General features: G+C 65.7%; 5 protein-coding genes, 2 rRNA genes and 4 pseudogenes. 6 read left to right on the top strand and 5 right to left on the bottom strand.

All coding sequences use genetic code 11. The annotated features are described in order from the left end of the window. Nucleotides 1-407: 407 nt before the first annotated feature. A 23S ribosomal RNA gene (locus K1X59_RS14280) occupies nucleotides 408-3,511 on the top strand. A 108-nt stretch (nucleotides 3,512-3,619) separates the two neighbouring features. Next, nucleotides 3,620-3,736 (top strand): 5S ribosomal RNA (gene rrf, locus K1X59_RS14275). 134 nt (nucleotides 3,737-3,870) lie between these two features. On the opposite strand, the gene K1X59_RS14270 is transcribed toward rrf, so the two are convergent. Continuing rightward, on the bottom strand, nucleotides 3,871-4,668 hold the full coding sequence (locus tag K1X59_RS14270) for an IclR family transcriptional regulator (RefSeq protein WP_396652549.1): 798 nt from the start codon (nucleotides 4,666-4,668) through the stop codon (nucleotides 3,871-3,873). A 52-nt stretch (nucleotides 4,669-4,720) separates the two neighbouring features. On the opposite strand from K1X59_RS14270, the pseudogene hutH reads away from it, so the two are divergent. The 3 genes and pseudogenes from hutH (at nucleotide 4,721) to hutI (ending at nucleotide 9,114) form a co-directional block, all read left to right on the top strand. Beyond that, nucleotides 4,721-6,261: pseudogene (hutH, locus tag K1X59_RS14265) on the top strand (histidine ammonia-lyase). Further along, a pseudogene (gene hutU / locus K1X59_RS14260) lies at nucleotides 6,254-7,916 on the top strand (urocanate hydratase). The pseudogenes hutH and hutU overlap by 8 nt, the downstream one beginning before the upstream one ends. Nucleotides 7,917-7,950: 34 nt before the next feature. Then, nucleotides 7,951-9,114, top strand: a complete 1,164-nt coding sequence (gene hutI / locus K1X59_RS14255) for an imidazolonepropionase (protein ID WP_220173523.1) — start codon at nucleotides 7,951-7,953, stop codon at nucleotides 9,112-9,114. A gap of 27 nt (nucleotides 9,115-9,141) precedes the next feature. Here the strand turns inward: hutI and K1X59_RS14250 are convergent, their stop codons facing one another. From K1X59_RS14250 to K1X59_RS14240, 3 genes and pseudogenes are all read right to left on the bottom strand, one after another. Further along, complete coding sequence (locus K1X59_RS14250; RefSeq protein ID WP_183150550.1) at nucleotides 9,142-9,678, bottom strand: AAA family ATPase; 537 nt, start codon at nucleotides 9,676-9,678, stop codon at nucleotides 9,142-9,144. Next, nucleotides 9,675-10,606: pseudogene (locus tag K1X59_RS14245) on the bottom strand (arginase family protein). The gene K1X59_RS14250 and the pseudogene K1X59_RS14245 overlap by 4 nt, the downstream one beginning before the upstream one ends. A 1-nt stretch (nucleotide 10,607) precedes the next feature. Beyond that, a pseudogene (locus K1X59_RS14240) lies at nucleotides 10,608-11,886 on the bottom strand (DUF445 domain-containing protein). 36 nt (nucleotides 11,887-11,922) lie between these two features. On the opposite strand from K1X59_RS14240, the gene K1X59_RS14235 reads away from it, so the two are divergent. Then, a complete protein-coding gene (locus tag K1X59_RS14235) occupies nucleotides 11,923-12,195 on the top strand; it encodes a metal-sensitive transcriptional regulator (protein ID WP_017202671.1) in 273 nt (90 codons plus the stop codon). A 47-nt stretch (nucleotides 12,196-12,242) separates the two neighbouring features. On the opposite strand, the gene K1X59_RS14230 is transcribed toward K1X59_RS14235, so the two are convergent. Beyond that, nucleotides 12,243-13,790, bottom strand: a complete 1,548-nt coding sequence (locus tag K1X59_RS14230; protein ID WP_183150548.1) for an amino acid permease — start codon at nucleotides 13,788-13,790, stop codon at nucleotides 12,243-12,245. Nucleotides 13,791-13,911 lie beyond the last annotated feature (121 nt).

Genomic DNA, 13,911 nt, shown 5'->3' with positions numbered 1-13,911 from the left:
ACACTTTCGGGTGTCCAGAACCCAGATCGAAGGCACATGTTCTTCGCTGGGAGCTCATGGGTGGAACATTTGACATGGTGTGAAGGATGTTGTTCTTCTCCAGTACGCCGCTTCGGTGGTTGGAACGGGGAGGGTGGCGGATGTCGCACTTGCACGCTGTTGGGTCCTGAGGGACCGGATGCGCACTGGCCTTCGGGTCGAGTGCACAGTCGGTTGCTCTGGGCCTTTCGTTGTTTCCCCGGTGGGGAAGCGGTGAGGGGTACCGCCCGTACTTTGAGAACTACACAGTGGACGCGAGCATCTTGCAACAGCCTTCGGGTTGTTGCACAAGATGATCTTAAAGATCATTAGTCAATTTCATTCCAGGCTTTCGAGTCTGGAGTCGATTCTGATTCAAACTCATGTGATTTCAAGTCTTTAAGAGCAAACGGTGGATGCCTTGGCATCTGGAGCCGAAGAAGGACGTAGCAATCTGCGATAAGCCTCGGGGAACTGATAAGCAAGTTTTGATCCGAGGGTGTCCGAATGGGGAAACCCCGCTGGGCGGCGTGCCGACCTAGTGACTCCCGCCTGAATATATAGGGCGGGTAGAGGGAACGTGGGGAAGTGAAACATCTCAGTACCCACAGGAAGAGAAAGCAACCGCGATTCCGTTAGTAGTGGCGAGCGAAACCGGATCAGGCTAAACCTAGCGTGTGTGATAGCCGGCAGGCGTTGCACGTTGGGGGTTGTGGGACTTTTCAGTCATCTCTGCCGAGGTGGCGGCGTTACAAGAAGGTATAGACGAACGGTCTTGAAAGGCCGGTCATAGAGGGTGCCAACCCCGTAGTCGAAATGCTTCTCTTGGCGCGAAGAGTATCCCAAGTAGCACGGGGCCCGTGAAATCCCGTGTGAATCTGTCAGGACCACCTGATAAGCCTAAATACTCCCAGATGACCGATAGCGGACAAGTACCGTGAGGGAAAGGTGAAAAGTACCCCGGGAGGGGAGTGAAATAGTACCTGAAACCGTTTGCTTACAAACCGTTGGAGCCTCCTTAGTAGGGGTGACAGCGTGCCTTTTGAAGAATGAGCCTGCGAGTTAGCGATATGTGGCGAGGTTAACCCGTGTGGGGTAGCCGTAGCGAAAGCGAGTCTGAATAGGGCGATTCAGTCGCATGTCCTAGACCCGAAGCGAAGTGATCTATCCATGGCCAGGTTGAAGCGACGGTAAGACGTCGTGGAGGACCGAACCCACTTAGGTTGAAAACTGAGGGGATGAGCTGTGGATAGGGGTGAAAGGCCAATCAAACTTCGTGATAGCTGGTTCTCTCCGAAATGCATTTAGGTGCAGCGTTGCGTGTTTCTTGCCGGAGGTAGAGCTACTGGATGGCCGATGGGCCCTACAAGGTTACTGACGTCAGCCAAACTCCGAATGCCGGTAAGTGAGAGCGCAGCAGTGAGACTGTGGGGGATAAGCTTCATAGTCGAGAGGGAAACAACCCAGACCACCAACTAAGGTCCCAAAGCGCGTGCTAAGTGGGAAAGGATGTGGAGTTGCTGTGACAACCAGGAGGTTGGCTTAGAAGCAGCCACCCTTGAAAGAGTGCGTAATAGCTCACTGGTCAAGTGATTCCGCGCCGACAATGTAACGGGGCTCAAGCACGCCACCGAAGTTGTGGCATTGACATTATTGGTAGGCCTTCGTGGTCCAGCCGTGTTGATGGGTAGGAGAGCGTCGTGTGGCCAGCGAAGCGGCGGTGTAAACCAGCCGTGGAGGCTACACGAGTGAGAATGCAGGCATGAGTAGCGAATGACGTGTGAGAAACACGTCCTCCGAAAGACCAAGGGTTCCAGGGTCAAGCTAATCTTCCCTGGGTAAGTCGGGACCTAAGGCGAGGCCGACAGGCGTAGTCGATGGACAACGGGTTGATATTCCCGTACCGGCGAAGAACCGCCCAAGCTAATCCAGTAGTGCTAAGTGTCTGAATCCCAGTGACTGATCCCTTCGGGGTGACGCTCTGGGCCTAGCGCACGACCCCATTCTGGTGCGGTTAGCGTATTAACAGGTGTGACGCAGGAAGGTAGCCCAAGCCAGGCGATGGTTGTCCTGGTGCAAGTGCGTAGGCCGAGTCGTAGGCAAATCCGCGATTCATTGAGGCTGAGACACGATGCGGATAAAAAGTGGGTGATCCTATGCTGCCAAGAAAAGCATCGACGCGAGGTTCTAGCCGCCCGTACCCCAAACCGACTCAGGTGGTCAGGTAGAGAATACCAAGGAGATCGAGAGAATCGTGGTTAAGGAACTCGGCAAAATGCCCCCGTAACTTCGGGAGAAGGGGGCCTTCGGCGTATAGGGATTTACTCCCGAAAGCGTTTGGAGGCCGCAGAGACTAGTGGGTAGCGACTGTTTACTAAAAACACAGGTCCGTGCCAAGTCGCAAGACGATGTATACGGACTGACGCCTGCCCGGTGCTGGAAGGTTAAGAGGACCGGTTAGCCGCAAGGCGAAGCTGAGAATTTAAGCCCCAGTAAACGGCGGTGGTAACTATAACCATCCTAAGGTAGCGAAATTCCTTGTCGGGTAAGTTCCGACCTGCACGAATGGCGTAACGACTTCCCAACTGTCTCAACCGCGAACTCGGCGAAATTGCATTACGAGTAAAGATGCTCGTTACGCGCAGCAGGACGGAAAGACCCCGTGACCTTTACTACAGCTTGGTATTGGTGTTCGGTGTGGCTTGTGTAGGATAGGTGGGAGACTTTGAAGCATGGACGCCAGTTCGTGTGGAGTCATTGTTGAAATACCACTCTGGTCACTCTGGATATCTAACTTCGAACCGTAATCCGGTTCAGGGACAGTGCCTGGTGGGTAGTTTAACTGGGGCGGTTGCCTCCCAAAAAGTAACGGAGGCGCCCAAAGGTTCCCTCAACCTGGTTGGCAATCAGGTGTCGAGTGTAAGTGCACAAGGGAGCTTGACTGTGAGACTGACAGGTCAAGCAGGGACGAAAGTCGGGACTAGTGATCCGGCAGTGGCTTGTGGAAGCGCTGTCGCTCAACGGATAAAAGGTACCTCGGGGATAACAGGCTGATCTTGCCCAAGAGTCCATATCGACGGCATGGTTTGGCACCTCGATGTCGGCTCGTCGCATCCTGGGGCTGGAGTAGGTCCCAAGGGTTGGGCTGTTCGCCCATTAAAGCGGTACGCGAGCTGGGTTTAGAACGTCGTGAGACAGTTCGGTCCCTATCCGCTGCGCGCGTAGGAAGTTTGAGAGGATCTGACCCTAGTACGAGAGGACCGGGTTGGACGAACCTCTGGTGTGTCAGTTGTTCCGCCAGGAGCACCGCTGATTAGCTACGTTCGGGATGGATAACCGCTGAAAGCATCTAAGCGGGAAGCCGGCCTCAAGATGAGACTTCCATACCTTCGGGTGAGAGGCTCCCAGCCAGACTACTGGGTTGATAGGCCAGATGTGGAAGTGCAGTAATGCATGCAGCTGACTGGTACTAATAAGCCGATGACTTGATAACACACCGTTTGTTGGTGCTACGCGTCCACTGAGTGGTTCTCGATGTACGGTCGAGAACCGCATAACAACAATGACTTTGTTATGTGTTTGATTGAAACATCAATAGTGTTTCGGCGGCCATAGCGTGAGGGAAACGCCCGGTTACATTCCGAACCCGGAAGCTAAGCCTCACAGCGCCGATGGTACTGCAGGGGGGACCCTGTGGGAGAGTAGGACACCGCCGGACTCCTTTTAAACAAAATGGCCACCCAACGCTGGGTGGCCATTTTGCGTTAACGCGCTGCTTCGCGGCGAACAGAACAAGAGCCATCCCACTAGGGGTGGCTCTTCTTCGTCGACGACGGTCCCGACATCGCATCGTCAGCGTTTCAGACGTACCTCGAGCATGGCCGCGCACTCCTGCACCGCAGCGGCAAGAAGCTCCTCGTCCAGATCAGTGCGCCCCCACGTCACCGCCACCGCCGCGACGGGCCAACCCGCAGCATCGAGCACCGCGGCCCCCACGCTGCGCAGCCCCTCGGCGATCTCACTGTTCTCCGTCGCATACCCCCGAGCTCGCACGTCTAGCAGCAGCTCCCGCAGCTCTCGTGGTGTCCGGGGTCCCACTCCGGTCCGGTCGGGGAACGCCGAGACATCCGGGTAAAGTGCCCGCACCTGTTCACGGGGGAGCGCCGCCAGCATCGCCCTGCCCGAGGCTGTGAGGTGTGCGGGAAGCCGCACACCCACATCGGTCACCAGCGCCGGGCGTCGAGGTGCACGCTCCTCGACGATGTACAGCACGTCCCCTCCGCTCATCACCGCGAGGTGCGCGCTCTCGCCCAAGCGATCCGACAGCGCGGCCACCAGCGGCCGGCCTCGTCGTGCCAGTGGCTGCTGGCGCGTGTACCCGCCCGCGAGCTCGAAGGCCGAGGTTCCCAGCCCCCAGCGTCGCTCTTCCCGCAGATGCAGCACGAATCCGTGAGCGGCGAGTGTCGTGAGCAGGTGGTACACCGTCGATCGCGGCAGCTCGAGTTCGCGCGCGATCGCCGACGCCGCCACCGGAGCAGGCCGGGCGGCGAGGTAGCTCAGGATGCGAAGCGTGTTCTCCGCGGCCGGCACCTGAGCCGCAGCTGTCTCGGGCTCCTTCGTCGGTTCGGGGTTGTCTGGGATCACAGACACAGCATCGCATGATCGGGTGCCGCGGGCGACATGTCGGGTGTGGAATCGAACCATGACCGAACTCGCCCCCGTGCTGGTCGGAGCGGCTCCGTTGTCGCCTGCCGATGTCGTCGCCGTCGCCCGCCACGATGCCCCCGTCCTGGTCGTCGCGGAAGCTCTCGCCCGTGTGGCCCAGACTCGCCGTGTGGTCGACGGCCTCGCCGCCGACCCTCGCCCGCACTACGGCGTGTCCACCGGGTTCGGCGCCCTCGCGACCACCTTCATCGCCCCCGAGCGCCGCCTGCAGCTCCAGGCCAGCCTGATCCGCTCGCACGCCGCGGGTACCGGCGCCGAGGTCGAGCGCGAGGTCGTTCGCGGCCTCCAGCTGCTGCGGCTGCAGACACTCGCGTCCGGACGCACCGGCGTGCGCCCGGTCGTCGTCGAGACCTACGCCGCCCTGCTCAACGAGGGCATCACTCCTGTCGTCCGCGAGTACGGATCGCTCGGCTGCTCGGGCGACCTCGCGCCCCTCGCGCACATCGCCCTCGCTGCGATGGGAGAGGGCGACGTGCGCGACGGCTCCGGAACCCTGCTCCCCGCGGCCGAGGCCCTCGCCGCCGCGGGCATCGAGCCGCTCACCCTCGTCGAGAAGGAGGGGCTCGCGCTCATCAACGGCACCGATGGCATGCTCGGCATGCTGGTGCTCGCGCTTCACGACCTCGAGACCCTTCTGCTCACCGCCGACCTCGCCGCCGCGATGTCGGTCGAGTCGCAGCTCGGAACCGACGCCGTGTTCGCCGCCGATCTGATGGCGCTGCGTGCGCAGACGGGGCAGGCCGAGTCCGCCGCGAACCTCCGCGCGTTCCTCGCGGACTCCCCGATGGTGGCCAGCCACAAGGGGCCGGACGACGGCAGGGTGCAGGATGCGTACTCGCTGCGGTGCTCGCCCCAGGTGCATGGCGCCGCACGTGACACCGCCGGCCACGCCGCGATGATCGCCGGGCGCGAACTCGCCAGCGTGATCGACAACCCGGTGATCACCCTGGACGGACGCATCGAATCGAATGGGAACTTCCACGGCGCGCCCGTGGCCGCCGTCCTCGACTTCCTCGCGATCTCGATCGCCGATGTGGCCTCGGTCTCGGGCGTCGCACGGACCGGGCGCTGGACCCGGCGCGCAGCCACGGCCTCCCGCCCTTCCTCGCCGATGAGGTCGGCGTCGACTCCGGCTTGATGATCGCGCAATATGCCGCGGCGGGGATCGTGTCCGAGCTCAAGCGGCTCGCGGTCCCCGCATCCGTCGACTCGATCCCGTCTTCGGCAATGCAAGAGGATCATGTCTCGATGGGCTGGGCGGCCGCGCGGAAGCTGCGCCGGGCGATCGACGGCCTCGGGCGCGTGCTCGCGATCGAGATCCTGACCGCGGCCCGCGCCCTCGATCTCCGTGCACCGCTGGAGGCGGGGCCCGTGACCGGCGCCGTGCGCGACCTGGTCCGCACCGTGGCGGCAGGCCCCGGTCCCGACCGTTTCCTCTCGCCGGAGATGGAAGCGGTCACCGCACTCGTCCAGTCGGGCGACGTCGCCCGTATCGCGAAGGAGCACATCGATGGTTGAGAACACCACAGCGGGTCCCCGCGTCGTCCGCGCCGCCCGTGGCAACGAGCGCACGGCGAAGAGCTGGGGCGCGGAAGCCGCCAAGCGCATGCTGATGAACAACCTCGACCCCGAGGTCGCGGAGCACCCGGAAGACCTGGTGGTCTACGGCGGCACGGGCAAGGCCGCCCGCAGCTGGGAGGCGTACGACGCGATCGTGCGCACCCTCGACGAGCTCGAGCCCGACGAGACGCTGCTCGTGCAGTCCGGCAAACCGGTCGGAGTGTTCCGCACGCACGAGTGGGCGCCGCGCGTGCTGATCGCCAACTCGAACCTGGTCGGGGACTGGGCGACCTGGCCGGAGTTCCGTCGGCTGGAAGAGCTCGGACTCATCATGTACGGGCAGATGACCGCGGGGTCGTGGATCTACATCGGCACACAGGGGATCCTGCAGGGCACCTACGAGACGTTCGCCGCCGTCGCTCGCTCGCTCGGACGGGACTCGCTGCGCGGCACCCTCACCCTCACCGGTGGTGCGGGTGGGATGGGGGAGCCCAGCCGCTCGCGGTGACCATGAACGACGGGGCGGTGCTCATCGTCGACGTCGATGAATCACGCCTGTCTCGTCGCGTCGAGCACGGCTACCTCGACGAGTACACGACCGACCTCGATGCGGCCGTCGCCAGGGTCATCGAGGCCAAGCGCGCCGGTACGGCCCTCTCCGTCGGCGTCGTCGGCAACGCGGCGGAGGTCTTCCCCGAGCTGCGGCGTCGGGGGTGCCGATCGACATCGTGACCGACCAGACCAGCGCCCACGACCCCCTCGCCTATCTCCCGCTCGGCATCGCGGTCGAGGACTGGAAGGCCGAGGCCGAGCGCGACGCCGAGGAATTCACGCGACGCTCCCGGGAGTCGATGGCCGCTCACGTCGAGGCGATGGTGGCCTTCCAGGATGCCGGTGCCGCGGTGTTCGACTACGGGAACTCGATCAGGGCCGAGGCGCAGCTCGGCGGCTACGACCGGGCGTTCGCGTTCCCCGGCTTCGTGCCGGCGTACATCCGCCCGCAGTTCGAAGAGGGACGGGGGCCGTTCCGGTGGGCGGCGCTCTCGGGAGACCCCGAGGACATCTTCAAGACCGACCGCGCGATCGCGGAGCTCTTCCCGGAGGATGCGGCTCTGCACCGTTGGCTCGAGAAGGCCGGCGAGAAGGTGCACTTCGAGGGACTGCCCGCCCGCATCTGCTGGCTCGGCTACAAGGAGCGCCACCTCGCGGGCCTCAGGTTCAACGAGATGGTCGCGTCGGGTGAGCTGTCGGCGCCGATCGTGATCGGACGCGACCACCTGGACTCTGGATCCGTCGCGTCGCCGTACCGGGAGACCGAGGCGATGAAGGACGGTTCCGACGCGATCGCGGACTGGCCGCTCCTGAACGCCCTGCTCAACACGGCATCCGGCGCCTCGTGGGTGTCGCTGCACCACGGCGGCGGAGTCGGCATCGGACGTTCGATCCACGCGGGACAGGTCACCGTCGCGGACGGGTCGGCCCTGGCCGCCGAGAAGCTCGAGCGCGTGCTCACGAACGACCCGGGCACCGGGGTGATGCGTCACGTGGACGCCGGGTACGAGCACGCCCGCGAGGTCGCCCGTGAGCGCGGCCTGCACATCCCCATGCTCTGACACACTCGAAGGATCTCGGACGAGAGGAGCGGCGATGCGCACGCTGATCACCGACATCGCGGAGTTGACCACCAACGTCGCCTCGGCCGGCGATCCCTGCGGCACGAAGGGCGATGCGGCCGTCCTGATCGACGACGGCCGCATCGCCTGGGTCGGGGCCTCCGCAGACGCACCGACGGCGGACGAGATCGTCGACGGCAGCGGTCGCGCCGTGATCCCCGGATTCGTCGACAGCCACAGCCACCTGGTCTTCGCCGGCGACAGAGCGGCGGAGTTCGAGGCGCGGATGGCCGGGCAGAAGTATGCGGCCGGCGGCATCCGCTCGACCGTCGCCGCCACCCGCGCGGCGAGCGACGAGGAGCTGCGGACCCGACTGCGGGGTTTCGTCGACGAGATGCTCGCGCAGGGGACGACCACCGTCGAGATCAAGAGCGGATACGGACTGAGCGTCGCCGACGAGGGGCGTCTCGTCCGGCTCGCCGCCGAGGTCACTCCCGAGGTGACGTTCCTCGGGGCGCATGTCGTGCCCGCCGAGTACGTCGACGCCCCCGACGCCTATGTCGACCTGGTGACCGGGCCCATGCTCGACGTCTGCGCGCCGCACGCGAAGTGGATCGACGTGTTCTGCGAGACCGGGGCGTTCACGGTTGCGCAGTCGCGGCGTGTGCTGGAGGCCGGCGTCGCCCGCGGGCTCGTGCCACGCGTGCACGCCAGCCAGCTCGGACCGGGCGAGGGCGTGCGGCTCGCCGTCGAGCTGGGCGCGGCATCCATCGATCACGGCACGTACCTGACGGATGCCGACGTCGAAGCGCTCGCCGGCTCGGCCACCGTGCTCACGCTGCTGCCCGGTGTCGAGTTCTCGACACGGCAGCCCTATCCCGACGCACGGCGTCTGATCGATGCGGGGGTGACCGTGGCTCTCGCGTGCGACACGAACCCCGGGTCGAGCTTCACCTCGTCGATGTCGTTCTGCATCGCCGTCGCCGTACGGGACATGGGCATGACCCCGGCGGAGGCGGTGTGGGCGGCGACCGCCGGTGGGGCGAGGGCACTACGCCGCGACGACATCGGTGTGATCGCTCCGGGCGCGAGGGCCGACCTCGTGCTGCTCGATGCGCCGACCCGCATCCATCTCGCGTACCGCCCCGGCGTGCCGCTCGTGCGTCGGGTGTGGAAGGACGGTCGGGCGATCGGCTGAGCTCGGCTCCGACACGGGAGCGGCCGTTCACCGCCGGACGGCCTCCTGCACGGAGCGCAACCTCGTCGCACGTTCTCCCGCGACGATCAGGAACCGCGACGCCACGTCGTGCTCGATGTCGTCCGCGAGTTCGAGCAGTGCCAGGTCCATCGCCTCGCGGAGCTCCGGGTCTTCGTCCGACGGCACGTGGATGGGATGCCGGGCGTCGAGCGGTACCAGCACGGCGAGGTCGATGGACGAGAGGGCGTCTGCGGCGATCTGCACCGCGCGGGGGATGAGGGCGCCGGAACTGCGGCCCAACGCCTCCAGCGCGATGAGGTAGGCGGCGAAGTCGAGGGGACTCCGTTCGGCGAGGAGATGCGCCTGATCCGCGTGCTCGTGAAGGCGGGTCGCGGAGATGCGCAGCTGACCGGCGAAGCTCGACTCGCCGGTCGCGTCGTCAGTCTCGCTCTCGAGGTCGTCGAAGGGGTCGCCCAGCACGAGGTACTCGGGGTGCGCGGCGTGGAAGTCCGAGATCAGGGTGCTCTTGCCGCTCGCGTGCGTTCCGGAGACGACGATCCTCATGAGCGTGCGGAGAGACCGGCGAGCAGCTCCAGCACGCACAGCGCGGCCAGCCGGACCGTGCGGGCGTCGTCGGCGTCGGCGGTCGCATCGACCTCGGCGAGGTCGGCGCTCACGACGCGGCTGTCGGCGGCGACGGCGCGGGTGAGCGCGCGCAGCTCCCACGCCTGCAGACCGCCCGGCACGCTCGCGGGGCACCCGGGGCGACGGATCGGTCGCAGACGTCGACGTCGATGTCGAGGTGGACGCGGGGATCCTGTCCGGCGCCGGCGATCTCGACGGCCTCGGCGACCACGTCGTCGATCCCGCGGCGGCGGAGCTCGTCGAGCGTGATGACCCTGATGCCCCACTCGGCCGCGCGGCGGGCGTAGGCCACCGAGTTCGCGAAGTCGGCGATGCCGATCTGCACGATCCTCGTCGTGTCGATCCGTGCGGTCGACAGCGCCGACGCGGCGGGGTCGTCTTCGACGAGGCGGCGCACCGGCGTGCCGTTCGAGATGCCGTCGCGCAGGTCGAAGTGCGCATCGAACGTGATCAGGCCGGTCGCTTCGGCTCCGAGCGCCACCGGGTACGTGAGCGAGTTGTCGCCGCCGAGTGCGACCACGAGTCGTGACGCAGCGGTGAGGTCGCGCACCCGCGCGATCACGCGCGCTTCGCCTGCGGCGCCGTCGGGGTCTGCTACGTCGCCCGCATCCGCGATGTGCAGAACGTCGCCGAGCTCGACCGCGGGCGGTCCCATCAGGGCGGTTCCGTAGCGGGGTAGGGCGTCACGGATCGCCGCCGGTGTGGCGTGTGCGCCGGTGGGCGAGAGCGAGGTGCGCCAGGTCGGCACTCCGAGCAGCACGGCATCGGCGGCACCCGCGAAGGCGGGCCAGGAGCCGGCGCGGGGCCAGAGCGGATCGTGGCTCAGCGGACGGGATGCGGGGGTCATATCAGACTCCGGGGATCAGGGCGTGGGCGACGGCGAAGATGGCGAGACCGGCGAGAGCGCCGACGAACGTGCCGTTCAAGCGGATGTACTGCAGGTCGCGTCCCACCATGAGCTCGATCTTCTCCGTGGTCTCGGCCGGGTCCCAGCGTTCGACGGTGTCCGTGATGATCGACGCGATGTCGTGGCGGTAGCGGTCGACCAGGAACACGGCCGCATCAGACACCCAGGTGTCGACGCGGTGCTGCAGGGCCGTGTCTGTCGTGAGGCGCTCGCCCACCTCCTGGAGGGCCTGGACGGCGCGACGGCGGAGTCCGCTCTCGGGGTCGGCGAGAGCGGTGAGCAGTCCGTTCTTCGCGGTGTTCCACGCCTCGGCTGCCAACGCCCCGACGCGGGGACTGTCGAACAGCGATGCCTTCGCGTTCTCGAGCTTCGCTCGCGTCACCGGGTCGTTCTGCAGGTTGTCCGCCAACCGTGCGAGGTAGCCGTCGACGGCGAGGCGGGCGGGATGACGCGGGGTCGGCCTGCACGGCATGCACGAACTTGACCGCCTCGTGGTAGACCGTGTCGTCGACGAAGCGATGCGCCAGTTTCGGCACCCAGCCGGGGAGCCGTCGCGAGACGAGCCCCGTGAACGACTCGGCGTTCGCGTCGAGCCAGCGTGCGATGCTGTCGGCGGCGAGGTCGACCGCCCCGTGGTGGGCGTCCGCCTCGACGATCTTCTCGAGCCAGGCACCGGCCGGCGGTCCCCACTCCGGGGTCACCAGGTGCTCGCGCGCGAGGTCGGTGATCAGGTCGCGCACGTCGTCGTCGCTCAAGGCGTTGAGCACCGCCGTCGCGATCGTGGCTCCCTCCGCCCCGACCCGCTCGGCGTGCGGAGCCTCGCGCAACCACTCGCCGGCGCGGAGGGCGATGTGCGTGCTCGACAGCTTGGTGCGGACGACGTCGCCCGCCAGGAAGTTGGTCTCGACGAACTCGCCGAGCGTGCGGCCGATCTCGTCCTTGCGGCTCGGGATGATCGCGGTGTGCGGGATGGGCAGTCCGAGCGGCCGACGGAAGAGCGCGGTCACCGCGAACCAGTCCGCCAGCGCACCGACCATGCCGCCCTCTGCGGCGGCGCGGACGTACGCCAACCAGTCGACACGCTGCTGGAACGCGAAGGCGAACACGAAGACGACGGCCATGAACACGAGCGCCCCGAGGGCGACGGCTTTCATGCGGCGCAGGGCACGAAGCCGTTCCTGGTCGGCGGGGGAGAGCTGCGTCATCGGTGTTCGCGGCATGACGTCATCCTTTCACGAGGCGAGTACCCTCGAGACGTGATCGAAGACATCAAGAAGCGTGCCCTGCACCGCACCAGCATCCTCGAGGGGCAGATGCGCGGGGTCGCGCGGATGATCGAGAACGAGGAGTACTGCATGGACATCATCACGCAGTCCCGCGCGATCCAGCGATCCCTCGAGTCGTTGAATCGGCTGCTGCTGGAGAACCACCTGCGCACGCACGTCACCCACATGTTCGACGAGGGCGGCGAGGAACGCGACAAGGCGGTGCTCGAGCTCCTCAAGGCGTTCGACTTCGACCGCAAGTAGACACGACGCAGCGCCCCGACGTGGACGTCGAGGCGCTGCGGGCGGGCTCACCTGCCGCCGTCGAACACTTCGTCCTCCATGGCGTCGTATCCCTCGGCCTGCGGGTCGCCGTGCGATCCGCCCGAGATGGCGTACTCCTCCTCGGGCGAGAGCACCAGGCGGTGGCGGAAGAAGAGTCCGAAGCCGAGCAGGATCACCACGTACACGATCGCGATGGCGATGATCGCCGGGCCGAACGTCGGGTTCAGCAGGAAGCCGACGAAGATGAGCGCGGCGATCACCAGTGCGAGTGCCGCACCGGGGATGCCCCACGGGCTGCGGTACGGGCGCTCGACGTCCGGGTACTTCTTCCGCAGGATCATGAACGACACCAGCTGGAGCCCGTAGGCGAGCACCGCGCCCCAGACGGCGATGTTCAACACGATCGCACCGGCGACGGTTCCTGCGCCCTCGGCGTCGACCGCCGCGAGGACGTCGAGGACGATGAGGGCGACGAAGCCGATGGCCGCGCCGATGACCAGGGCCACCCATGGCGTCTGCCGCGTGCCGGTGAGGGAGAGGAATCGCGGGTAGTAGCCGGCGCGCGAGAGGGAGTACATGTTGCGGCCGTAGGCGAACATGATGCCCTGCAGCGAGGCGAGCAGGCCGATCAGGGCGAAGAGCGCCAGCACCGCGGCGAGCTGGTCGCCGACGATCGCGCGGAAGCCGTCGAGCAGCGGCTCCCCGGCCGTGCCGGTCGCCTCTGCACCGATCACGCCGGTGTTGAGGAACAGCACCAGGAGACCGGTGACGATGAGGGTGCCACGGGCCCAGAACCCGGCCTTCGGGATGTCGCGCGTCGGGTTGTGCGATTCCTCCGCGGCGAGGGGCAGTTCTTCGATCCCCAGGAAGAACCACATCGCGAAGGGCAGGGCGAACAGGATCGGCAGCACGCCGTGCGGCAGGAACTCGGTCTGGCCGGGGTCGGGGGCGATGTCCCACAGTGCATCCCAGCTGAAGGCGCCGGAGAAGATCGCCATCAGCGAGAACACCACGATGATGCCGATCGAGATGATCGAGACGACGATCGCGAAGCGGAACGAGATCGCCGCTCCCGCCGAATTCAAGGCGATGAAGACGATGTAGAGGATGAGGTACCAGACCCACCCCGGCAGCTCGAGTCCCAGCAGCTCGCTGGTGATGCCGTTCGCATACGACGCCGAGAAGTAGACGATCACCGCCGTGGTCGCCACATACTCGATCGTCTCCGCTGCTCCCGTCACCAAGCCGCCCCACGGCCCCATCGCGGAGCGGGCGAACGAGTACGCGCCGCCGGTGTGCGGCATCATGGCCGCCATCTCGCCGATCGCGAAGATCATCCCGTAGTACATCAGCACGAGGATCACGAATGCGATGAGCATGCCGCCGAAGCCGGCGAAGTCGATGCCGAAGTTCCATCCGGAGAAGTCGCCGGAGATGACCGCGGCCACCGCGAGACCCCACAGGCCCCAGACGCCGGCCGAGCGCTTCAGGGTCCGTTTCTCGAAGTACTCGCTCCCGGCCCGTGTATAGGTCGCCCCAGCGACCTTGCGAGATTCATTGCTCTGCTCAGACATCCGCTCTCCGTTCGCATGCACACACAGGCGCCGGGTGCACCTTGGGCATGATTGTGGCAGTCAATGGTGGTTTCGTCTACCTTTAAACCGCGAGGTGATCTACTCTGAGGGCGAAGCCGGT

This window comes from Microbacterium sp. Se5.02b (assembly GCF_019464375.1).
Classification (GTDB): Bacteria; Actinomycetota; Actinomycetes; order Actinomycetales; family Microbacteriaceae; genus Microbacterium.
The sequence above is the reverse complement of the archived record's forward strand: the minus strand, read 5'-3'. Positions and strand labels throughout refer to the sequence as shown.

Excerpts from the sequence above, each read along its gene's own strand:
- hutI (WP_220173523.1), top strand. The coding sequence starts at position 7,951 with ATGCGCACGCTGATCACCGACATCGCGGAGTTGACCACCAACGTCGCC.
- K1X59_RS14250 (WP_183150550.1), bottom strand. The coding sequence starts at position 9,678 with ATGAGGATCGTCGTCTCCGGAACGCACGCGAGCGGCAAGAGCACCCTG.
- K1X59_RS14230 (WP_183150548.1), bottom strand. The coding sequence starts at position 13,790 with ATGTCTGAGCAGAGCAATGAATCTCGCAAGGTCGCTGGGGCGACCTAT.